This is a genomic window from Aliisedimentitalea scapharcae (genome assembly GCF_045277565.1).
Taxonomy (GTDB): domain Bacteria; phylum Pseudomonadota; class Alphaproteobacteria; order Rhodobacterales; family Rhodobacteraceae; genus Aliisedimentitalea; species Aliisedimentitalea scapharcae.
In genome coordinates this window covers 2,141,438-2,161,375 of the sequence record NZ_CP123584.1, presented here as the reverse complement: position 1 = coordinate 2,161,375, position 19,938 = coordinate 2,141,438, and the positions used below count along the sequence as shown (strand labels likewise).

The 19,938-nt window shown below is 60.3% G+C and carries 19 protein-coding genes; 13 read left to right on the top strand and 6 right to left on the bottom strand.

Annotated elements, in window-relative coordinates; translation table 11 throughout:
* Positions 1-18: 18 nt before the first annotated feature.
* The gene (gene pdxH / locus QEZ52_RS10185) at positions 19-624 is read right to left on the bottom strand and encodes a pyridoxamine 5'-phosphate oxidase (RefSeq protein ID WP_406650143.1); all 606 of its coding nucleotides are present in this window, start codon (positions 622-624) and stop codon (positions 19-21) included.
* A gap of 131 nt (positions 625-755) precedes the next feature.
* Between pdxH and fabI the strand changes: the two genes are divergently transcribed.
* The 6 genes from fabI to trpE all read left to right on the top strand — a co-directional run bounded on the left by fabI (position 756) and on the right by trpE (position 7,489).
* Complete coding sequence (gene fabI / locus QEZ52_RS10180; RefSeq protein WP_406650140.1) at positions 756-1,562, top strand: enoyl-[acyl-carrier-protein] reductase FabI; 807 nt, start codon at positions 756-758, stop codon at positions 1,560-1,562.
* A gap of 8 nt (positions 1,563-1,570) precedes the next feature.
* Complete coding sequence (locus tag QEZ52_RS10175; RefSeq protein ID WP_406650137.1) at positions 1,571-2,179, top strand: LysE family translocator; 609 nt, start codon at positions 1,571-1,573, stop codon at positions 2,177-2,179.
* Between the two features lie 11 nt (positions 2,180-2,190).
* Positions 2,191-2,694 carry a xanthine phosphoribosyltransferase gene (gene gpt, locus QEZ52_RS10170; protein WP_406650134.1) on the top strand — a complete coding sequence of 168 codons (504 nt, stop codon included), beginning with the start codon at positions 2,191-2,193 and terminating at the stop codon, positions 2,692-2,694.
* Positions 2,695-2,828: 134 nt separating this feature from the next.
* Positions 2,829-4,004 (top strand): aminotransferase, encoded by a 1,176-nt coding sequence (locus QEZ52_RS10165; RefSeq protein ID WP_406650131.1) that lies wholly within the window; start codon positions 2,829-2,831, stop codon positions 4,002-4,004.
* Between the two features lie 101 nt (positions 4,005-4,105).
* On the top strand, positions 4,106-5,950 hold the full coding sequence (locus QEZ52_RS10160) for a peptidyl-prolyl cis-trans isomerase (protein ID WP_406650129.1): 1,845 nt from the start codon (positions 4,106-4,108) through the stop codon (positions 5,948-5,950).
* 27 nt (positions 5,951-5,977) lie between these two features.
* Positions 5,978-7,489: an anthranilate synthase component I gene (trpE, locus tag QEZ52_RS10155; protein WP_406650125.1), complete on the top strand. Its 1,512-nt coding sequence runs from the start codon at positions 5,978-5,980 to the stop codon at positions 7,487-7,489.
* A gap of 89 nt (positions 7,490-7,578) precedes the next feature.
* On the opposite strand, the gene QEZ52_RS10150 is transcribed toward trpE, so the two are convergent.
* From QEZ52_RS10150 to QEZ52_RS10135, 4 genes are all read right to left on the bottom strand, one after another.
* Positions 7,579-8,292: a hypothetical protein gene (locus QEZ52_RS10150; RefSeq protein WP_406650122.1), complete on the bottom strand. Its 714-nt coding sequence runs from the start codon at positions 8,290-8,292 to the stop codon at positions 7,579-7,581.
* 4 nt (positions 8,293-8,296) lie between these two features.
* Entirely contained in the window at positions 8,297-9,337 is a 1,041-nt protein-coding gene (locus QEZ52_RS10145) for a hypothetical protein (protein ID WP_406650120.1), read from the bottom strand.
* A gap of 93 nt (positions 9,338-9,430) precedes the next feature.
* Positions 9,431-10,231 carry an alpha/beta fold hydrolase gene (locus QEZ52_RS10140; protein WP_406650117.1) on the bottom strand — a complete coding sequence of 267 codons (801 nt, stop codon included), beginning with the start codon at positions 10,229-10,231 and terminating at the stop codon, positions 9,431-9,433.
* A 57-nt stretch (positions 10,232-10,288) separates the two neighbouring features.
* A complete protein-coding gene (locus tag QEZ52_RS10135; RefSeq protein WP_406650113.1) occupies positions 10,289-11,794 on the bottom strand; it encodes a divergent polysaccharide deacetylase family protein in 1,506 nt (501 codons plus the stop codon).
* Positions 11,795-11,980: 186 nt separating this feature from the next.
* Here QEZ52_RS10135 and QEZ52_RS10130 point away from each other — a divergent pair, with 186 nt between their 5' ends.
* The 7 genes from QEZ52_RS10130 to lexA all read left to right on the top strand — a co-directional run bounded on the left by QEZ52_RS10130 (position 11,981) and on the right by lexA (position 17,553).
* Positions 11,981-12,562, top strand: a complete 582-nt coding sequence (locus QEZ52_RS10130) for an anthranilate synthase component II (protein WP_406650109.1) — start codon at positions 11,981-11,983, stop codon at positions 12,560-12,562.
* The gene (trpD, locus tag QEZ52_RS10125; protein WP_406650106.1) at positions 12,559-13,578 is read left to right on the top strand and encodes an anthranilate phosphoribosyltransferase; all 1,020 of its coding nucleotides are present in this window, start codon (positions 12,559-12,561) and stop codon (positions 13,576-13,578) included. Before QEZ52_RS10130 ends, trpD begins: the two co-directional genes overlap by 4 nt.
* On the top strand, positions 13,575-14,222 hold the full coding sequence (locus QEZ52_RS10120; RefSeq protein ID WP_406650103.1) for a uracil-DNA glycosylase: 648 nt from the start codon (positions 13,575-13,577) through the stop codon (positions 14,220-14,222). Before trpD ends, QEZ52_RS10120 begins: the two co-directional genes overlap by 4 nt.
* Before the next feature lie 14 nt (positions 14,223-14,236).
* Positions 14,237-15,049: an indole-3-glycerol phosphate synthase TrpC gene (trpC, locus tag QEZ52_RS10115; protein ID WP_406650100.1), complete on the top strand. Its 813-nt coding sequence runs from the start codon at positions 14,237-14,239 to the stop codon at positions 15,047-15,049.
* A complete protein-coding gene (gene moaC / locus QEZ52_RS10110; protein ID WP_406650098.1) occupies positions 15,049-15,522 on the top strand; it encodes a cyclic pyranopterin monophosphate synthase MoaC in 474 nt (157 codons plus the stop codon). Before trpC ends, moaC begins: the two co-directional genes overlap by 1 nt.
* Entirely contained in the window at positions 15,519-16,691 is a 1,173-nt protein-coding gene (gene glp / locus QEZ52_RS10105) for a gephyrin-like molybdotransferase Glp (RefSeq protein ID WP_406650095.1), read from the top strand. The genes moaC and glp overlap by 4 nt, the downstream gene beginning before the upstream one ends.
* Positions 16,692-16,857: 166 nt before the next feature.
* Positions 16,858-17,553 (top strand): transcriptional repressor LexA, encoded by a 696-nt coding sequence (gene lexA / locus QEZ52_RS10100; RefSeq protein ID WP_406650092.1) that lies wholly within the window; start codon positions 16,858-16,860, stop codon positions 17,551-17,553.
* A 305-nt stretch (positions 17,554-17,858) separates the two neighbouring features.
* Here the strand turns inward: lexA and QEZ52_RS10095 are convergent, their stop codons facing one another.
* On the bottom strand, positions 17,859-19,868 hold the full coding sequence (locus QEZ52_RS10095; protein ID WP_406650088.1) for a ComEC/Rec2 family competence protein: 2,010 nt from the start codon (positions 19,866-19,868) through the stop codon (positions 17,859-17,861).
* Between the last annotated feature and the right edge of the window lie 70 nt (positions 19,869-19,938).

Genomic DNA, 19,938 nt, shown 5'->3' with positions numbered 1-19,938 from the left:
TTTCGCGATACGTGAATATCAAGGGCTCAGCCGAGCAATTTCCCAAGCATCATCAAGGTTTTGACGCCGCCAGACAAACCGATCATGCAGCCGATACGCCCCGTCCGCCCAGAATTCGATTTCTGTCGGGTGTAACCTAAATCCCCCCCAAAATGGGGGACGTGACGGGTTGGGACCATGCATCGCGGTCACTTTTGCAACTTCTGCGACCAACCCCGCGCGGCTGGACAGCGGCTGGGATTGTTTGGACGCCCAGGCCCCCAATTTGCTCTTGAGCGACCGGGATTTGTAATAGGAATCCGCCTGGGGCCCTTCTTCGCGCGTCACTGTACCGCGCACCCGAACCTGACGGCGCAGCGATTTCCAATGCATGACAAACGCGGCCTTGCCCGTGGCGTCGATCTCTCGCGCTTTTGCGCTGCCATAATTGGTATAAAAGACAAAGGCATCCGCTTCGATCTCTTTGAGCAATACCATACGCGCATTCGGCATCCCGTCTGCATCGACCGTCGACAGCGCAATCGCGTTGGGGTCATTCACTTCTTCGGCCTCGGCCGCCGCCAACCAGGTTCGGGCAATTTCGAACGGATCATCGCCTGCAAATATTCCTGCACGATCTGACATGTCACACCTTTTGTCGTTTTCCCCGGCACCGTAGAACCCAAGTCAATATCCGGCAAGCCCGGGCACCCTTGATGAGCGGAGTTTGATAACTTAAAGGTCTGTCAATCAATACACACGGGTGGAGAACCTGAATGACAAATCAATTGATGGCCGGGAAACGTGGTCTCATCATGGGCCTGGCCAATGACAAATCCATTGCATGGGGCATTGCCAAAGCCTGTGCAGAAGCCGGGGCCGAACTGGCGTTTTCCTATCAGGGGGACGCGCTGAAAAAGCGGGTTGATCCGCTGGCTGCACAATTGGGCAGCGACATTGTGCTCCCCTGTGATGTGGGCGACGAAGCGTCAATGGACGCCTTGTTTGCCGCGCTCGAGGAAAAATGGGGCAAGCTGGACTTTCTGGTGCACGCCATCGGGTTTTCGGACAAGAACGAACTGCGGGGTCGCTATGTCGACACCAGCCGCGGTAATTTCCAGATGACCATGGATATTTCGGTCTACTCCTTTACCGCCGTTATGCAGCGCGCGGAAAAGATGATGTCCGAAGGCGGCAGTGCCTTGACCCTGACCTATTACGGTGCCGAGCAGGTCATGCCGCATTACAATGTCATGGGTGTGGCCAAGGCTGCGCTGGAAGCATCGGTAAAATATCTGGCCGAAGATCTGGGCAAGGACGGCATCCGCGTCAACGCCATTTCGGCCGGCCCGATCAAGACATTGGCCGCCAGCGGCATCGGCGATTTCCGCTACATCATGAAGTGGAACGAATACAATTCGCCCCTGCGCCGCAATGTCACCACCGAAGACGTCGGTAAATCGGCACTCTACCTGCTGAGCGATCTTGGATCCGGTGTCACCGGTGAAAACCTGCATGTCGATGCGGGGTACCATGTGGTCGGCATGAAGGCCGTAGATGCGCCCGATATCGAAAAGGGCTGATCCAGACCATGGAGCTGACCCACCTCATCGCCTTTAACCTGACCCTGCTGGTTGCCATCGCCAGCCCGGGGCCTGCGCTGCTTTATGCATTGCGGGCCACGCTGACTGGTGGGGCCTCGCGGGGGCTGATCACCGGGTTTGGTCTGGCGATCATGGCGGCTGCGTGGACCACATTGGCGTTGCTGGGGCTGGAAGGCGTGTTTGTCCTGTTTCCGTGGGCTTATATGCTGCTCAAGGTATCTGGCGCGGCCTATCTGATCTGGATGGCCATCGGCATGTGGCGCAACGCACGTGCCCCCATGACTCAGAATACCGACATGCCCCCTGCCCGGCGCGCCTTTGTCACCGGACTGATGGTAAATCTGGCCAATCCCAAGGCCGTTCTCTTTGCCTCGGCTGTCCTGTTGGTCATTTTCCCGCCGCAGTTGCAGATGTGGGAAAAGGCGATGATCGTCGCCAATCACCTGGCGATCGAATTGTTGTTCTACTCTACATTTGCCCTGCTGCTCTCCACGCCGCCGGCCCGCGCCGGGTATATGCGGCTGAAACCTCTGATTGATCGCATAGCCGCCGCCCTGCTGGGCACGTTGGGTCTGCGACTGTTGATCGAACGATAAGGATCCGAACCATGACCGACCGTCTGCCCCACGAAAAAGGCTTTCACATCAGCTGGGACCAGATCCATCGCGATTCCCGCGCCTTGGCCTGGCGGCTGGATGGCCAGGGGCCGGATGACGGTGCATGGCGCGCAGTGGTTGCGATCACCCGCGGTGGCATGGCACCCGCAATGATCGTCAGCCGCGAGCTGGACATTCGCACTGTCGACACCGTCAGCGTCAAATCCTATCACCACCAGGCCCAGGGCGAAGCCGAAGTGCTGAAGGCCCCCGATGCGGCATTGATGGGCGATGGCACCGGCGTTCTGATCATCGACGATCTGGTCGACAGCGGCAAAACCCTGGAACTGGTGCGCGCGTTGTATCCAAACGCGCATTTCGCCACCGTCTATGCCAAACCCAAAGGCCGCCCGATGGTCGATACCTTTATCACCGAGGTCAGCCAGGACACCTGGATCTTTTTCCCGTGGGACATGGCGCTGCAATATGTCGAACCCTATCGCGGCACCGATTGATCTGCGGAACCGTCCGTCAGGCATTCGCTTGGAAAACGCTCCCCACAGTGGGAGCGTTTTTGTTTGCTGAACAGCCGACATTGTGGTGAAGCTGGAGACCACAACCAGATAACAAAACCCAACAGGCTGCGCGTATGACGATCCCCCGAACCCACTCGACTTTTGTGTCTCCAATCGTGGAATCCCGCCGCTGGGTGCAGAACGCGGATTTCCCGGCGGATCGCCCGTTGATCAACGTGTCCCAGGCCGCGCCCATCGACCCGCCGCCCTTGCCGCTGCGCCAGGCCATCGCCCGTGCGGCAATCGACACGGACGACAGCCATCTTTATGGCCCGGTTCTGGGGCGGCCAGCATTGCGGGCGGCGCTGGCCGGGCAGATGTCCGACCATTATGACGCGCATATCCACTCAGATCAGATCGCCATCACGTCGGGCTGTAATCAGGCCTTTGCCGCGACCATTGCCGCCCTATGTAGCGATGGGGATGAGATCATTATCCCAACCCCTTGGTATTTCAATCATAAAATGTGGCTGGACATGTCCGGGGTGGCGGCAATCGCGCTGTCGACAGGACCAGACATGGTGCCCGACCCTGCGCATGCCGCTGCGCTGATTACAAAGCGCACCCGCGCCATCGCGTTGGTCAGCCCCAACAATCCCTGTGGTGTCGAATATCCCGCCCCAGTGATCCGCGCCTTTTACGACTTGGCTAAATCCAACGGTATCAAACTGATTCTGGATGAAACCTATCGCGATTTTGATAGCCGCGATGGCGCGCCCCATGATCTGTTTACGAGCCCCGAGTGGGACAATACGCTGATCCATCTCTACTCCTTTTCCAAAGCATACCGCCTGACCGGACATCGGGTCGGTGCCATCGCGACGGCACCGGGCCTGCTGTACGAGATGGAGAAATTTCTCGACACGGTCACGATCTGCCCCAACCAGCTGGGTCAGATTGCGGCCACCTGGGGAATCGAAAATCTGTCGGAGTGGGTCGCCGGCGAACGCGTTGAAATTCTGGACCGCCGGAGCGCCATCGCCGATCACTTCCCCGTGCTTGAGGCTCAGGGATGGAAGTTGCTGGGGCTGGGAGCTTATTTCGCCTATGTTGAACACCCATTCGACATGTCTTCGCTGGACATGGCACAACGGTTGGTGAACGAGGCCTCTGTTCTGATGCTGCCGGGAACCATGTTCATGCCCGACGACGACCCCGGCGGAAAACGTCAATTCCGCATCGCGTTTGCCAATATTGATCGCGACGGTATCGCCCAGCTGTTTGACCGGCTCGCCAACCTCGGCTTCTGAACTTGACTGGCCCTCTTGCCCCCCTGTGGTGTGCGTCGTAGACAGGGCCGCAACATTTACAGGCAGCGCACGCGCTAACAGGACGCCAACAAGGGGGCAACATGGCCTTAGGCATGAAAAGTATCTCGAAAACCATGGTCTGGATCCTGATGGGGATGCTGATTGTCGGCCTGGCCGGATTTGGTGCCGTTAATTTCTCGGGCTCAGTCACATCGGTTGCCCTGGTCGGCGATCAGGAGATCGACGTTCAATCCTATGCCCGTGAATTGCAACGCGAACAGAACGCTGTTCAGGCCCAGACCGGTCAGGCCATGCCCATGTCCCAGATGCGGGAATTGGGTCTGGACCGGGTTGTTCTGAGCCGCCTGATCACACTGGCCGCGCTGGATCACGAAGTGGCTGAACTGGGCCTGTCGATCGGTGACGAAAACGTGCAGCGCGAAATCCTTGAAATCGACGCTTTTCAGGACATCCAGGGCAACTTTGACCGCGAAGCATATCGCTATCAGTTGGATCAGATCGGACTGAGCGAAGTGGAATTCGAAACGGATCTGCGCTCCGAAGCGGCCCGGACCCTGGTTCAAGGCGCTATTTTGACCGGCGTGCAGATGCCCGACACGCTGATCAACACCCTGACCGATTACATTGGCGCGCGGCGCAGCTTTACCTGGACCCGTGTCACACCCGAAGATGTGGTACTGACACAGGTCATGCCGAGCGACGCGGACCTGCGGGCCTTTTATGAGAGCAACCCCGATCAGTTCACCCTGCCGGAAACCAAACAGATCACCTATGCCCGCCTGACCCCCGATATGCTGGTGGATCAGGTCGAACTGGATGAAACCGCCCTGCGTGAGCTTTATGACCAACGCGCCGACCTGTATCAGACCCCGGAACGGCGACTGGTGGAACGTCTGGTGTTTGCCGACGATGCCGCAGCATCGAATGCAATGGCCCAGATCGAAGTAAACGGCACCAATTTCGACCTATTGGTCGAACAACGCGGCCTGACCCTGTCGGACGTGGATCTGGGAGATGTGACCCTGGGCGATCTGGGTTCCGCTGGCGAGGCGATTTTTGCCGCCCAAGTGGGGGATGTTGTTGGTCCCCTGCCCAGCGATCTGGGCGCAGCCCTGTTCCGGGTCAATGGACGCTTTGATGCCCGCACCACCACATTCGAACAGGCCGAACCTGAGCTGCGCGAAGAGCTGGCCAGCGAACGCGCCCGCCGTCTGGTGGAATCACAGGCCGAAAACATCGACGACCTGTTGGCCGGTGGTGCCACACTCGAAGAGCTGGGCGATGAAACCGATCTCGCCCTGGGCAAGATCGACTGGACCGCCGACAGCAATGACGGCATCGCCGCCTATAGCGCGTTCCGTTCAATCGCCGAAGCAGTTCAGCCCACGGATTTCCCCACGGTCGAGTTTCTCGAAGATGGCGGATTGTTTGCCCTGCGGCTCGACAGCGTGCTGCCGCCCCGTCCAGAACCCTTTGAAGACGCCAAGGCCAAGGTGCTGGCCGCAGTTCAGGCTGATCGACTGACCCAGGCGTTGACCGCCGAAGCCGACCGTATTCTGGCCGACCTGGTCACCTCGGGTGATTTCCTGACAACCGGCCTGCCGGTCAAAGTGGAAAATGGTCTAACCCGAACCGCATTTATTGACAATGCCCCGGCAGATCTGATGACCCAGGTGTTCGACATGGAACCCGGTGATCTGCGGATAGTTCAGGACAGAGAACAGGTTCTGATCGTTCACTTGGACGAGGCTCTGCCACCGGAACAGACCGACGATCTGACCCAGCTGACCCAGGCCTTGCAAATCCAGGTCAATCAGGCGCTGGGACAGGCGCTGTTCACAGCTTATGCCACGGATGCCCAGATGCGGGCCAGCCCCCGGGTGGACCAGCAGGCATTGAACGCCGTCGCGGCCAGCTTCCAGTAATCCCCGCGTATTCGAAAGACCAAACCCATGGCCCTGACCCCCGATTACGACAGCTTTGCCCGCGCCTATGAGGCGGGCGAAAACCAGGTTGTCTATACGCGGCTTGCCGCGGATCTGGACACGCCCGTGTCGCTGATGCTGAAACTGACAGGCGCGCAAAAGGATGCGTTCATGTTGGAATCGGTCACCGGCGGCGAAGTGCGTGGCCGCTATTCGATCATCGGAATGAAGCCGGATCTGGTCTGGCGCTGTCGCGGAGAGCTCTCCGAGCTGAACCGGTCGGCGCGATATGACGCCGAAGATTTCACGGCGCAGGACGGCAACCCGATGGATAATCTGCGGGCGCTGATCGGCGAGAGCCGCATTGATTTGCCCGAGGATCTGCCACAGGCGGCGGCCGGTCTGTTTGGCTATCTGGGCTATGACACCGTGCGTCTGGTGGAACATCTGCCCAATGTGAACCCTGACCCGCTGGGCCTGCCCGATGCGCTGATGCTGCGCCCGTCGGTTGTGGCGGTTCTGGATGGGGTCAAAGGCGAGGTCACGGTCGTGTCCCCCGCCTGGGTCAGCGACGGACAGACGGCCAAGGCCGCCTATGCCCAGGCCGCTGAACGGGTGATGGATGCGGTGCGTGATCTGGAACGCGCCATGCCCGCCGAAACCCGCGATCTGGGCGACGCTGATGACATCGCGGCGCCGGTTAGCAATTTCACCAAAGACGGCTATATGGCAGCGGTCGAAAAGGCCAAGGATTACATCCGCGCCGGTGATATCTTTCAGGTGGTCCCTGCCCAACGCTGGTCCCAGGATTTTCGTCAGCCCCCCTTTGCGCTGTATCGGTCGCTGCGGCGCACCAACCCGTCGCCGTTCATGTTCTATTTCAACTTTGGCGGTTTTCAGGTGGTGGGCGCCAGCCCGGAAATCCTGGTCCGGGTTTTTGGTAGCGAAGTCACCATTCGCCCCATTGCCGGCACCCGCCCCCGTGGCGCAACGCCCGAAGAGGACAAGGCGTTGGAGGCCGATCTGCTGGCCGACAAAAAGGAACTGGCAGAACATTTGATGCTGCTGGATCTGGGCCGCAATGACACCGCCCGTGTGACCAAAATCGGAACCGTACGCCCGACCGAAAAATTCATCATCGAACGCTACAGCCATGTGATGCACATCGTGTCCAATGTCGTCGGCGAACTGGCCGAAGACAAAGACGCCCTGGATGCGTTCTTTGCCGGGATGCCTGCGGGGACCGTTTCTGGCGCGCCCAAAGTGCGGGCCATGGAAATCATCGACGAACTGGAACCGGAAAAACGCGGCGTCTATGGTGGTGGGGTCGGCTATTTCAGCGCCGGGGGTGACATGGACATGTGCATCGCGCTGCGCACTGCCGTGGTCAAGGATCAGACTCTGTATATTCAGGCCGGTGGTGGCGTTGTCTATGACAGCGACCCCGAAGCCGAATACATGGAAACCGTGCATAAATCCAACGCCATCCGCCGCGCCGCCGCGGACGCAGGTCGGTTTACCGGCAACGGCAATGGCTAGATCAGACGCTGTACGTCTGACAGGTTCAGCGGGGTCGCCCAGGCTAGGGCGACCCCGTTTTTTTACCAGCCGGTCGTGAGCTTGACCAACTAGGGGTTGATCGGTGCAAGCGCGGCCACGGCCCCAACCGGACCCACCCCCGCCACACGCGTCATCGGCTCCAGCAATTCCTTACTGGCCAGAATAAACGCAGTGCAGGACACCATGCATACCAGCGCCAGGATCAAAGCCTGCCCGGGCGTGCCGCGCCGTCCATGCGGGATCGTCAACAACATCGCTCCCGCCGCGATCAACGGGATGCCGATGCTTATGACCTCGACCCGAAAGTCATACAGCAGCGTATTCAACAGCAGCTTGTCCATCCGATTAAACAGTTCGGGCCAAATCGCAAAATCTTCGTATTTCCACCAGAAATAACCATTCAGCCCGCTCATGATCAGCACACAAAAGAACCAGGTGACAAACAGGGCCGATACCCAGGACGCCACACAGTTTTCACGACGAATCGGACCCCACCCATTCACCGCCCCCATCAGGCTGCCCAGAATCGTTCCAACCCAGCTGAGCCCCAGCAAAGAGATAAAACCGATCAGCAAAACCAATGTCGTGTCCCCACCGGCCAGCGGCACCATGCCGAGAAACGACATGAAATGAAACGGCAACACGAACCAGATCGCCTTGGTTACGGTTTCCATCGTGTCTTCGTTTGATCGGTTTTCGACAAACGGGTTACGCGCCATCGACAGCATGGACATGAAGGATGGAAAGGCCTTCAGGATATTCTCCATTTCCTTTGTCAGCATGGGCTCAGTTCCCCGCGGACGACGGCCACTGCAGCCGGACATAGGCGCTTTGGCTGGAGTTTTCGATCTGTTGGAAGTGTAGTTCGGTCACATGCGGTCGCCAATTGCCTGTTTTGGCGGCGCGGATCGCGGCCTTTTTATCGGCTGCAACAGCCCCGAAAAACCACCTACTCAGATCTCCGGTCGGAATCGGGGCCGGGATCTCCAGGCACACGCCATTGTCATGGGCCGAGATATCAAACAGGCTCGCTTCGACGCTGGACACGACATATGGCGATCCGGCATCTGCCGGCAGTTGCACCGGGGGCAGGCTCGCATAGGCCGGGCTGGGCAGAAAGACCTGCGCCACATCATGCGCAGTCTGTTCGATCAGCAACTGCCCCTTGGCATTGATCGCTATTTTTTCGAGACCGGTATAAACCTGACTTGTGCGCAGCTGGCCTTGGGGATCGACAATGCGCCCGGTGTATTGGCACCCGTTGCGACCGGTAAAGGTGAAATGAAAATTCTCGCCCACAACCGGAGCCCGTTTCAATTCCCGCGCGTCAGAATGGGCCAGAACATATTGGCCGCTTTCAATGAAATGCTGGGCTTCGCGCAGCCCCTGTTGTTTGACCGAATTGGTCACGTCACAGCGCCCAAAGGGGAGATCCGCCCGCCCCAGCGCAACGTAATGCGCCTTTTTCGAACCCGCCAGCTGCTGAGCGCTGTGGCTGATCCGCCGGATCAGGACGGCCTCCTGATGGGTTTTGGGCTGCACCAGCACATGATCGGTGCCCCCGACCCCCGACCGCAGATAGAATTTCCCGCCGTAGCGGTATCCGGCGGGAACCTGCCCCTTGAACTGATGAATATTGGCCTGTTTCCTCTGGCCGATCTCACCGAACCGGATCCGTCCCAGACGCAGGGCTTCGGCGGGATCACCGTTTGGGGAATAAAACAGACCGTTACGCGCAAACACCTGCCGGTCACATTCAGCAGCTCCCAATCCGGCACCGGCAAATGCGCTGACGGACAGCGCGACAGCCGCAATCAAATTTCGCATGGCACACCTCAAATCGCTTGGTTCAAAATCACCAGCGAGTGTACCACAGAACTTGGATTCCCCCTAATCCAAGGCCGGATCGGCCCTAACCGCTCAGACGCGCGCCAGGTAGGTTTCGATATGGGCGTTGACTGCTGCAGGCTCTTCGATGGTCGCCGAATGCCCGGCACCCGGGATCAGGTGCATTTCAGCGCCCGCAATCGCATCACGCATCCGTTCGGATTTGGCCGGAACCGTGGCCACATCTTCGTCCCCCACCAGGATCAGCGCTGGTGTGCTGATCTGGTCCAGGTCCTGGTAAACGCCCACCCGGTCAATCACCCCGTTGACCGCCCGAACGATCCCCTTGCGATCGTTGGCCTTGATCCGGTCGCGCCACTGTGCCTTTTGTGCGGCCCGCGCCGGGTCGGTCAGGAAACTCTGCCCGAACATGATCGGCATCACCTTGTCGACCACGACCCCCAATCCGAACCAACGGGCGACGAAATTCATCTTGCGGTATTTGGGCTTGTTGTCTTCCGGCTCGGGGTCGGCCGAGCTTTCCAGAATGATCAGCGAACGCAACAGTTCGGGGTGGCGCAACGCCAGACGCATACCCACAAAACCGCCCATCGACAGCCCCGCAAAATGCACCGGCCCGTTTGCAAGCTCCCGGATCAACGCGGCCGCGTCTTCGGCCACGGTTTCCATGTCATAGCCATCTAGGGGGGCGTCGCTGTTGCCCTGCCCCCGATGGTCATAGGTGATACAGCGATAGCGGCTGCTGAACTGCGCCACCTGGGCGTCAAACATCCTGCCGCTCATCAACAGACCATGGGAAAAGACGATGGTTTCGTCCCCCTGCCCGCTGTCGGTGTAATGTAGACGCACGCCATTGACCGTGAGATGGGGCATGTTTTGGATCTCCTGGTGCTCAAGATGTAGGCTGCGTGCTGGCACGCACCGCGCGACTTACTCTGTCTTCAGCGCCAGGCTGGCCGAAATCGGAGCCAGGGCAACCCGGCTGGCCCGATCCTGCAATCCCCACAGCAACAGCGCCGAAATCGTATCCGGGCGGACCCGACCCAACATGATCACGGCACCCTGCTGACCGGCGCGGAACGCGGCCTGATCCAGAAACCGTCGCATCACTGTCGGTGTCTGACCGGCTCCGTCAAAGTCCCGGAACACCACACCTGACGGCACCCCGTCCCGCTGCGCCAGCTTCTGCACGGTATTGAGCCCTCGGTCCTGGGTGATCAGCCCACGCCCGGTGTCTTTGACCACCGCCGTCACCTGATCGGACAGCGCCCGGTTGCCCTGAATACCGCTCCCGGTGCCTTCCAATACTGCGACCGTTTCAGGCAGGCTGGCAAACCAGACCTCCAGGGCTGTTTCAGCATCCGTTGCCGTGGCCGCAGCCGCGAAATTCGTCATCGCCACCACTTCAAACCCGGCGGCGCGATAGCGGGCCATCTTGTCCGTTGCATCCGGGTCGGACGGGTCGATTGCAAAGCTCAGCGGATAGGGAAAATCCAGCAACGCTTCGGCACCGATTGCCTGTTCATCATCAATCAAAAGAATTGACATCAACGGCTTGCCGTCTGGGTTGTCAAAGGGCGCGGCAAAGGCTTCGAACGGTCGCGAAGTTGGTGCGATGTCAGCGGATGGCGCCTCATCACCGACCGGCTCTGGTGTGTCCTCGGGGTCCGCACCCCGGTCGGTCAAAGGAACAACCGGCGTCCCGATCTGAGGGCCGGTGCCGGTGGTCCCGGCTCCGGTCTGCGGCAGGGCCGCAATCCGGGCAGGTTGCTCTGGCGCGGCTTCGGTCGTGGCTTCGGGTGTGGCTTCGACCACCGAGGTATCAACTTGTGGCGCGGCCTCGGTTGCGGGCTCCAGGGGTTCCACCGTTTCCGCGACATCGGGTGCCGGGTCCGTTTGTTTGGTCAGATCCGAACTCTCGGGATCCGCAGGGGCCGGCTCGGCGAAACCGGATCCTTCCGGGACCACCTGTGGCACGGACAGTTGCGCCGGATTGGCAACGGCTGTGGACACTGCAGTTTCCGCGCCTGGGGTATCTGGGGTCTGTTCGGGTGTGTCCGACGGGACCACCGGTTGATCCTGACTGCCGGTCATTTCCGGTGCCGAGGCCTCGGGGTCGGGAACAGGGATGGCTTCCGATGCCGCGCCCACCTGGGGTTTGTCCGCCGGCTCCATCACCGATGGGGCCAGCGCTGTCAGATCGCCAGCCGATGGGTCTGTGTCCTTGGGCGCTGTTGGTGCCGCCTCGACCAGATCCGCATCCTGACCCGCCGGTTTTGACAGGCTGACATCCGCATCGCGCGGCTGGATCACCACATCGGGTGACTCCACTGCAACCTCAGGCCGGGGCGGCAAGGGCGTCATCACCGACAACCCGACCGCACCGATCACCGCAACTATTGCCCCAATACTGACGCCACCCAGAAATCCACGCATGCCCGTTTTCTTCCCTCAATCACATGTATTGCCTAACCACGGTTTTTTCGCCGCAGCAAGCCGCGCTTCAGGGTTGCGCTCTTTATGTGCTCTTGACGCTGCCGCCTAACCCTGAACAAGTATGTCGCGACCACTATACTGCGGCTGGCCCTTGTGCCACCAGCCCTAATGACGAACGAGCCTGCCATGCTGTTGCTGATCGATAACTACGACTCATTTACCTATAATCTGGTGCATTACCTGGGCGAATTGGGAGCCGAAATGGTCGTGCGTCGCAATGACGCCATCGACGTGCAGGAGGCCATGGCGATGAACCCCGCAGGCATCCTGCTGAGCCCGGGCCCCTGCGATCCGGATCAGGCGGGCATCTGTCTGGCCCTGACACAGGCCGCCGCCGAAACCCGCACGCCGCTGCTTGGCGTGTGTCTGGGGCATCAAACCATCGGTCAGGCCTTTGGCGGCAAAGTCGTGCGCTGTCATGAAATCGTACACGGCAAGATGGGCACCATGCATCACACCAATACGGGCCTGTTTGCCGGTCTGCCGACCCCGTTCGAGGCGACCCGCTATCATTCGCTGGTGGTCGAACGCGAAAGCCTGCCAGAGTGCCTCGATGTCACTGCCTGGCTTGATGATGGCACCATCATGGGCCTGCAACACAAGGAGCTGCCGATCCACGGCGTCCAGTTCCACCCGGAATCCATCGCTTCGGAACATGGCCATGCCCTGCTCCAGAATTTTCTAAATGACATGAAGGTGCCCGCATGAGCGAGACCCTGAAGCCGCTGATCGGCACTGCTGCCGACCGCCCCTTGACCCGGAGCGAGGCCGAGACCGCGTTCAAATGCCTGTTCGAAGGCGAAGCCACGCCCAGCCAGATCGGCGGCCTGCTGATGGCGCTGCGTACCCGTGGCGAAACCGTGGATGAATACGCCGCTGCCGCCGCTGTGATGCGGGCCAAATGCAACGCCGTGATTGCACCCGCAGGTGCCATGGACATCGTTGGCACCGGAGGCGATGGCAAGGGAACGCTGAACATTTCCACTGCAACCGCATTCGTTGTGGCCGGTGCCGGAACCGTGGTGGCCAAACACGGCAATCGCAATCTCAGTTCGAAATCTGGCGCGGCGGATGCCTTGGGTCAGATGGGAATCAACGTGATGGTTGGCCCCCAAGTCGTTGAGAAGGCACTGAAAGAGGCGGGCATCTGTTTCATGATGGCCCCCATGCATCACCCGGCGATTGCCCATGTGATGCCGACACGTGCAGAGCTGGGAACCCGCACGATTTTCAACATCCTGGGGCCGCTGACCAACCCGGCTGGCGTCAAACGCCAGCTGACGGGCGCGTTTTCGCGTGATCTGATCCGCCCCATGGCCGAAACGCTCCAGACGCTGGGATCCGAACGGGCCTGGTTGGTGCATGGATCCGACGGCACCGATGAACTCACCATCACCGGTGTCAGCTGGGTATCGGCATTGGAAGAGGACGGCAGCATCCGCGATGTCGAACTGCACCCCGAAGACGCCGGCCTGCCGGTTCACCCGTTCGAGGCGATTGTCGGCGGCAGCCCCCAGGACAACGCCGTGGCGTTCCGCGCGCTGCTGGATGGCGCGCCATCGGCTTACCGCGATGCTGTCTTGCTGAATTCGGCGGCGGCGTTGGTGGTGGCGGGCCATGCCTCGGACCTGCGCGATGGCGTGGCCAAGGCCGCCCATAGCATCGACAGCGGTGCCGCCAAGGCCAAGATCGAAGCAGTGGCCCGGATCACTTCCGCCGCATGAGCACACAAATCCCTCAAGGATGGGCTGATCTGACGTTTTTCAACACGGATTGGCCCGCCATTCAGGCGGCCATTGACGCCGATCCGCGCACCATCCTACCGCCTGCCCATCAACGCTTTGCCGCGTTGGAGCGAACCTCGCCAGACAAAACCCGCGTGGTTATTCTGGGTCAGGACCCCTATCACACGCCCGGCAAGGCAGATGGGCTGGCGTTTTCGATACCTACGGATTTTCCCGGCAGGTTGGCCTCGCTGGGCAATATTCTAAAGGAATTGAACAGCGATCTGGGCGTCACCAGACAGCAGACCGATCTGCGCGACTGGGCTGACAAGGGTGTTTTGCTGCTCAACACGGCACTCACCGTTCCGACGGGCGAGGCCAATGGCCACAAGGCGCTGGGATGGGATAAATTGGTGCATCAGGTGCTGGCACGCACATCACAGCGTCCGACTGCCTTTATTCTGTGGGGAAATCAGGCGCAAAAGCTTGCAACCCATATCAATCCGGGCGATCACCTGATCCTGAAAACCGCCCACCCTTCGCCGCTGTCGGCGCGGCGCGGCTTTTTCGGCTCGCGGCCATTTTCGGCTGTGAACGATTGGTTGCGTGCCCGGGGTGAGGAACAAATCGACTGGACTGCATGAACGGAGCCGCTGGCATGAGCACAACCATCCTGGACAAGATCAAAGCCTACAAGCTCGAAGAAGTGGCCGCCGACAAAGCGGCCAAACCGCTGAGCGAGATCGAAGCCCTGGCACGCGACGCCAGCCCGGTCCGTGGCTTTGCCGATGCGCTGTTTCGCGCCAAACAGCATGGCTATGGCTTGATCGCGGAAATCAAGAAAGCCAGCCCCTCCAAAGGCCTGATCCGTGCCGATTTCAACCCGCCTGACCTGGCGCGGGCATATGAAGCGGGCGGAGCCACCTGCCTGTCGGTGTTGACAGACACGCCCAGCTTTCAGGGCGACAAATCCTTTCTGACAGCGGCGCGAAATGCGTGTTCGCTGCCTGCGTTGCGCAAGGATTTCATGTATGACACCTATCAGGTCGCCGAAGCCCGCGCCCTGGGGGCCGATTGCATCCTGATCATCCTGGCCTCGGTCAGCGATTCCCAGGCCGCCGAACTGGAACAGGCCGCGTTTGAATGGGACATGGATGTGCTGCTCGAAGTGCACGACCAGCAGGAGCTTGAACGGGCCTGCCATTTGAAATCGCGCCTGATGGGCATCAACAATCGTAATCTCAATACCTTTGAAACCACGCTGGACACCACCCGTACCCTGTCCAAACTAGTCCCTGCCGATCGCACTATCGTCTGTGAAAGCGGCCTGTTCACGCCCGCAGATCTGGCCGATATGGCCCGCTATGGATCACGCACATTCCTGATTGGCGAAAGCCTGATGCGCCAGGACGACGTGGCCCAGGCCACACGTGATCTGCTTGCCAATCCTTTGATCCCGGGAGCCATGTAATGTCGCTGACGCATTTTGACACCAAGGGCGACGCCCATATGGTTGATGTCTCGGACAAGGCGGTGACCTCCCGCGTGGCTGTCGCTGGTGGATACATCAAGATGGAACAGGAAACCTTTGATATCATTAGCGAAGGGCGCGCCAAAAAAGGTGACGTTCTGGGAGTTGCCCGTCTCGCCGGGATCATGGGTGCCAAAAAGACGCCTGACCTGATTCCGCTGTGCCATCCGCTGCCGGTGACCAAGGTTGCCGTGGAACTGACGCTGGATCCGGACCTGCCGGGCCTCCGGATCGAAGCCACCGTCAAAACCACCGGCCAGACCGGTGTCGAGATGGAGGCGCTCACCGCGGTCTCGACCGCGGCGCTCACGGTTTATGACATGGCCAAGGCGGTGGACAAGGCAATGGAAATCGGCGGTATCAAGGTGCTGCTCAAGGACGGCGGAAAATCCGGGCGATACGAAGCACCATGATCACCGTCACCCAAGCCCGCGCGCTGCTTTTGGCGCTGACAGCCCCTTTGGGGGTCGAAGACGTTCCGTTGATCAGGGCTGCGGGTCGGGTTTTGGCCCGGCCGGTCACAGCCCGGCGCAATCAGCCGCCGTTTGCCGCCTCGTCGATGGACGGATACGCAATGAAACGGGCCGAAGTCGAACGCCACGCCATGTTCAAGGTCATTGGCGAAGCCGCCGCCGGGCATTCATTTAACGGGACCGTCGGGCCAGGACAGGCCGTGCGTATATTTACGGGAGCACCGGTGCCTGACGGGGCAGACTTTGTGGTCATACAAGAAGACATCACCCGCACCGGCGATCTGATCACCATCGCAAACGAACCGGGTGAAAAGGACAATATCCGTGCCGAAGGCGGCGATTTCAGCACCGGCACCACTATCTCCCCCCCGCTGTCTTTGCGCGCCGAAGACATTGCCCTGATGGCTGCGATGAACATTCCAACCGTCCCTGTCGCGCGCAAACCGATTGTCGCGCTGATTTCAACAGGGGACGAGTTGGTCATGCCGGGCGAAACACCGGGCCCCGATCAGATCATCGTATCCAACACCTTTGGGCTCAAGGCCATGCTGGAAACAGTGGGAGCAGACGTCCGCATCATGCCAATCGCCCGCGACACGGTGACCAGCCTAAAGACCACCTTTGAGCTGGCCAGCAGCGCTGATCTGATCGTCACCATCGGCGGGGCCTCGGTTGGCGATCACGATCTGGTCGCGCCAGTGTCGGCGGAATTGGGAATGGAGCGGTCATTTTACAAGGTTGCCATGCGTCCCGGCAAACCGCTGATGGCGGGAAAACTGGGTCGATCTGCGATGGTCGGGCTTCCCGGAAATCCTGTCTCTGCAATGATTTGCGCCGAAATCTTCATCAAACCGATGATCCGTGCCATGCTGGGTCAGGACACCACACAGGCCGATCTGATGACTGCGCCTTTGACTGCGCCGCTCGCCGCGAATGGTCCGCGCGAACATTATATGCGCGCGCAATTGGACCGTAACGGGATTGCCGCCTTTGACAACCAGGACAGCGCCATGTTGTCTGTTCTGGCCCGCGCCGATGCCCTGCTGGTGCGTCCTGCCAATGACCCGGCCCGGGCCATCGGAGAGCCCGTGGCCTATCTGCCGCTTTAGCCGTTTAAATCCGGGCCTGCCGTTCACCGCCTTGCTGCCCATCACCAGAAACGGGCGGGTGCGCCGCCCATTGGACCAAAGCAGCAACACTGTTGACACAAAACGGGAACATGCGTAGAACAAAACCAAACGTATGGACCAACCACAGGCCAGGGGGTGTCACCGAATGCTGACCAAGAAACAGCTGGAACTGCTGGAATTCATTCATCAACGCATGAAAAAGGACGGTGTTCCGCCCAGCTTTGATGAAATGAAGATCGCGTTGGATCTGAGATCGAAATCCGGGATCCACCGTCTGATCACGGCGCTGGAGGAACGCGGGTTTATCCGTCGTCTGGCCCATCGGGCCCGCGCCATCGAAATCATCCGCCTGCCCGACAGCCTGGGCCATGACAGCGCCGGGTTCACCCCGCGTGTCATCGAAGGCAACAAACCCGACTCCACCCGTCCGGCCAATACAGAACCAATGGTGATGACGGCCGTGGAACTGCCGGTCATGGGCCGCATTGCCGCCGGTGTACCCATCGAAGCCATCAGTCAGGTGTCCCACCAGGTTGCTGTTCCCAATCAGATGCTGTCCGCCTCGGGCGATCATTATGCGTTAGAGGTCAAGGGCGATTCGATGATCGAAGCCGGGATCAACGATGGTGACATCGTGGTGATCCGTGAATCGAACACGGCCGACAACGGCGATATCGTCGTTGCCCTTGTCGAAGATCACGAGGCGACGCTGAAACGCTTTCTGCGCCATGGCCATTCGATTGCGCTCGAGGCGGCGAACCCGGCCTATGAAACTCGGGTCTATCCTGCGGAACAGGTCAAGGTTCAGGGCCGGTTGGTCGGGTTGATTCGGACCTACTGAGCCAGGAAGGGTCGCCCTGAGCCTGGGCATCTTGCGGGTCCGGGCGCAACTGACGTCTGGGCGCGTTGATCCTACGCTACCAGTTTGTCCGTTTTTTTCTGAGACACGGTGCCTCTGCCCAGGAACAGTTTGTCTTCGAAACAATGCGACTCGCTCGATGAGCCACCCCGCTTAACCTGTAGAGCAGCGCAGTCCATGTCAGCGGAATACGCCGCTTGTCCGTAACACAGCTATGGCCAGCCCAACCCAGACTGTTGCGACGTCATGAAGCGCAGCTGATGACGCACAAGCAATGGGCATGCACCCTAGAAACCGGTCCACAACCGGGTGCCCGATATCTGGCGCGCGGTTTTCAGCTGCCCATCTGTCACCGAAATACTGCCGGTTTCGCGTAGGTGCGCCGGGTCAAAATGCGCGCAAGGGCCCTGCAGATCCATGGGCACAGAGGCAACGACAATCTGGTTCGCCTTGCACTCCTGAAAATCGGCAACGGCCCGTTTCCCGATCACATGGACCAACTCGCGTTGCCCCAGGCGCATCCGGCGGATCCTGGTCTTGTGTCCGTCCCAGCGGCTGGCTGCACTGGTCTGATCCGCGCCATCGCCGTCATTTTCGAGCCAGATCCCGGCAACAAACCCCGCGCCTTTGGGTTTGGACAGCGCCCGGCCCTGATCCGTCATCACCCCCACCAATGCACCATTGGCGTCAATCAGCACCTCGGGGCGAACCGTTTGGGTCCAAAGCGCAAAACCAATAACAACAGGAACCAGACCGACGCCTCTCAGACGTCCCTGCCATAGAATGATCACCAGAAAACCCAGCCCAATCAATGGCAGAACCACCGGGTCCGGGCTGACAACATATCCCTTTGCCCCGTCCAGCCCGGCCACAACCCGTGCGACCTCGAGAATCCACGCCAATCCCCACCCCATCACCTTTAACCCGATCCATCCCAATCCAATTGGCCACAGGCACAGCGCCGCCACCGCCGCCGGAATCACCAACACCCCCATCAATGGCACCGACACCAGATTGGCGATCAGGCCATAATGCGCCATGGCGTTGAAATGCGCTGCGCCGACGGGGCCAGTCGCCGCCCCCGCGACGGCCGAAGAAATCACCACACCCAGTATTGGCTGCAACCAGGGCGGACCCAACGATATCTCGGCCTCTCGGATCCAGCCGAACACAGCAACCAGGGCGGTTGTGGCTGCAAAAGACATCTGAAACCCCGGACCCAACAGTGTTTCCGGGCGGCGCACCAGCACGATCAGCGCCGCCAAGGCAACAGCGCGCAGGCTAAAGACCCGGCGGTCCACCATCACCGCACCAAGCGCAACCGCGACCATGACAAAGGCACGTTCTGTGGCCACATTGCCGCCTGACAGGACCAGATACCCGGCGGCGACACCCAAGGCTCCGGCCGCTGCAATCCGTTTGACCGGCAGGCGTAAGGCCACCGACGGGATCAGCGACAGGCCGACCCGCAGCAGGCCAAAAACAAACCCGGCCAACAGCCCCATGTGCAGTCCGGAAATCGCCAACAAATGGGCCAGGTTGCTGTCACGCAAGGCCTGGAGCGCCGTTTGGCTGACACCGCTTCGATCACCGGTGGTGACCGCGGCAGCAAACCCTCCGACATCGCCGGGCAACACCTGACGGATGGCACGCGACGCCGCCATGCGCAGCTTGAACACACGCTGGCCAGCCTGCGACGGCGCAGAGATCAGGACCGGATTTCGGGTATAGCCGACCGCGCCAAGTCCCTGAAACCAGGCATGGCGACGAAAATCAAATCCGCCGGGTTCTGCCGGCCCCTGCGGCGGCATCAGATGTCCTGTGGTCATCACCCGGGTTCCCGGCAGCAGGGTCTCGGGCGGACCATGCAGCGACAGCCGCACCCTGATCGGCCGCCGGTCCGGCCTGACCCGTTCCAGGTAAACCTGATCCAGTGTCACCCGGGGCGCATCGGTGGATGAGCGATCCAGGGCCACGACGCGGCCCTCGATCGGGCCATAGTAGCGCCAGTCCAACACCGGCCCCGCCACCCGGTGCGCCCGCAGACCGGCCAACCCAAACCCAAAAGCCACCAAGGCCACCGCCCAGACCAGCGCGGCCAAACCACCGGGCCAGCGCAGGGCAACTCCCATTGCGAGCACCCCGAACCCGACCCTCCCTGCGTAGGTCGTCATCCCCGGCTCGGTCAGACGTGAAAAGTAAAGTCCGATCCCAATAGCCAGAAAAACCGGCACCCAGGGAAACAGGTGCCCGCGTTGCTGCATTATCAAACTGTCGAGCGCCGCGATAAGACGCATGCTTGCCCCCTGCGGTCCGGCTGGGTAGACAGGCGGAAATCCTACGCTCCTCAAGGTTTCCAAAAGGTAA

Coding starts and splice junctions, on each gene's coding strand:
- pdxH (WP_406650143.1), bottom strand. CDS start 624: ATGTCAGATCGTGCAGGAATATTTGCAGGCGATGATCCGTTCGAAATT.
- fabI (WP_406650140.1), top strand. CDS start 756: ATGACAAATCAATTGATGGCCGGGAAACGTGGTCTCATCATGGGCCTG.
- QEZ52_RS10175 (WP_406650137.1), top strand. CDS start 1,571: ATGGAGCTGACCCACCTCATCGCCTTTAACCTGACCCTGCTGGTTGCC.
- gpt (WP_406650134.1), top strand. CDS start 2,191: ATGACCGACCGTCTGCCCCACGAAAAAGGCTTTCACATCAGCTGGGAC.
- QEZ52_RS10165 (WP_406650131.1), top strand. CDS start 2,829: ATGACGATCCCCCGAACCCACTCGACTTTTGTGTCTCCAATCGTGGAA.
- QEZ52_RS10160 (WP_406650129.1), top strand. CDS start 4,106: ATGGCCTTAGGCATGAAAAGTATCTCGAAAACCATGGTCTGGATCCTG.
- trpE (WP_406650125.1), top strand. CDS start 5,978: ATGGCCCTGACCCCCGATTACGACAGCTTTGCCCGCGCCTATGAGGCG.
- QEZ52_RS10150 (WP_406650122.1), bottom strand. CDS start 8,292: ATGCTGACAAAGGAAATGGAGAATATCCTGAAGGCCTTTCCATCCTTC.
- QEZ52_RS10145 (WP_406650120.1), bottom strand. CDS start 9,337: ATGCGAAATTTGATTGCGGCTGTCGCGCTGTCCGTCAGCGCATTTGCC.
- QEZ52_RS10140 (WP_406650117.1), bottom strand. CDS start 10,231: ATGCCCCATCTCACGGTCAATGGCGTGCGTCTACATTACACCGACAGC.
- QEZ52_RS10135 (WP_406650113.1), bottom strand. CDS start 11,794: ATGCGTGGATTTCTGGGTGGCGTCAGTATTGGGGCAATAGTTGCGGTG.
- QEZ52_RS10130 (WP_406650109.1), top strand. CDS start 11,981: ATGCTGTTGCTGATCGATAACTACGACTCATTTACCTATAATCTGGTG.
- trpD (WP_406650106.1), top strand. CDS start 12,559: ATGAGCGAGACCCTGAAGCCGCTGATCGGCACTGCTGCCGACCGCCCC.
- QEZ52_RS10120 (WP_406650103.1), top strand. CDS start 13,575: ATGAGCACACAAATCCCTCAAGGATGGGCTGATCTGACGTTTTTCAAC.
- trpC (WP_406650100.1), top strand. CDS start 14,237: ATGAGCACAACCATCCTGGACAAGATCAAAGCCTACAAGCTCGAAGAA.
- moaC (WP_406650098.1), top strand. CDS start 15,049: ATGTCGCTGACGCATTTTGACACCAAGGGCGACGCCCATATGGTTGAT.
- glp (WP_406650095.1), top strand. CDS start 15,519: ATGATCACCGTCACCCAAGCCCGCGCGCTGCTTTTGGCGCTGACAGCC.
- lexA (WP_406650092.1), top strand. CDS start 16,858: ATGCTGACCAAGAAACAGCTGGAACTGCTGGAATTCATTCATCAACGC.
- QEZ52_RS10095 (WP_406650088.1), bottom strand. CDS start 19,868: ATGCGTCTTATCGCGGCGCTCGACAGTTTGATAATGCAGCAACGCGGG.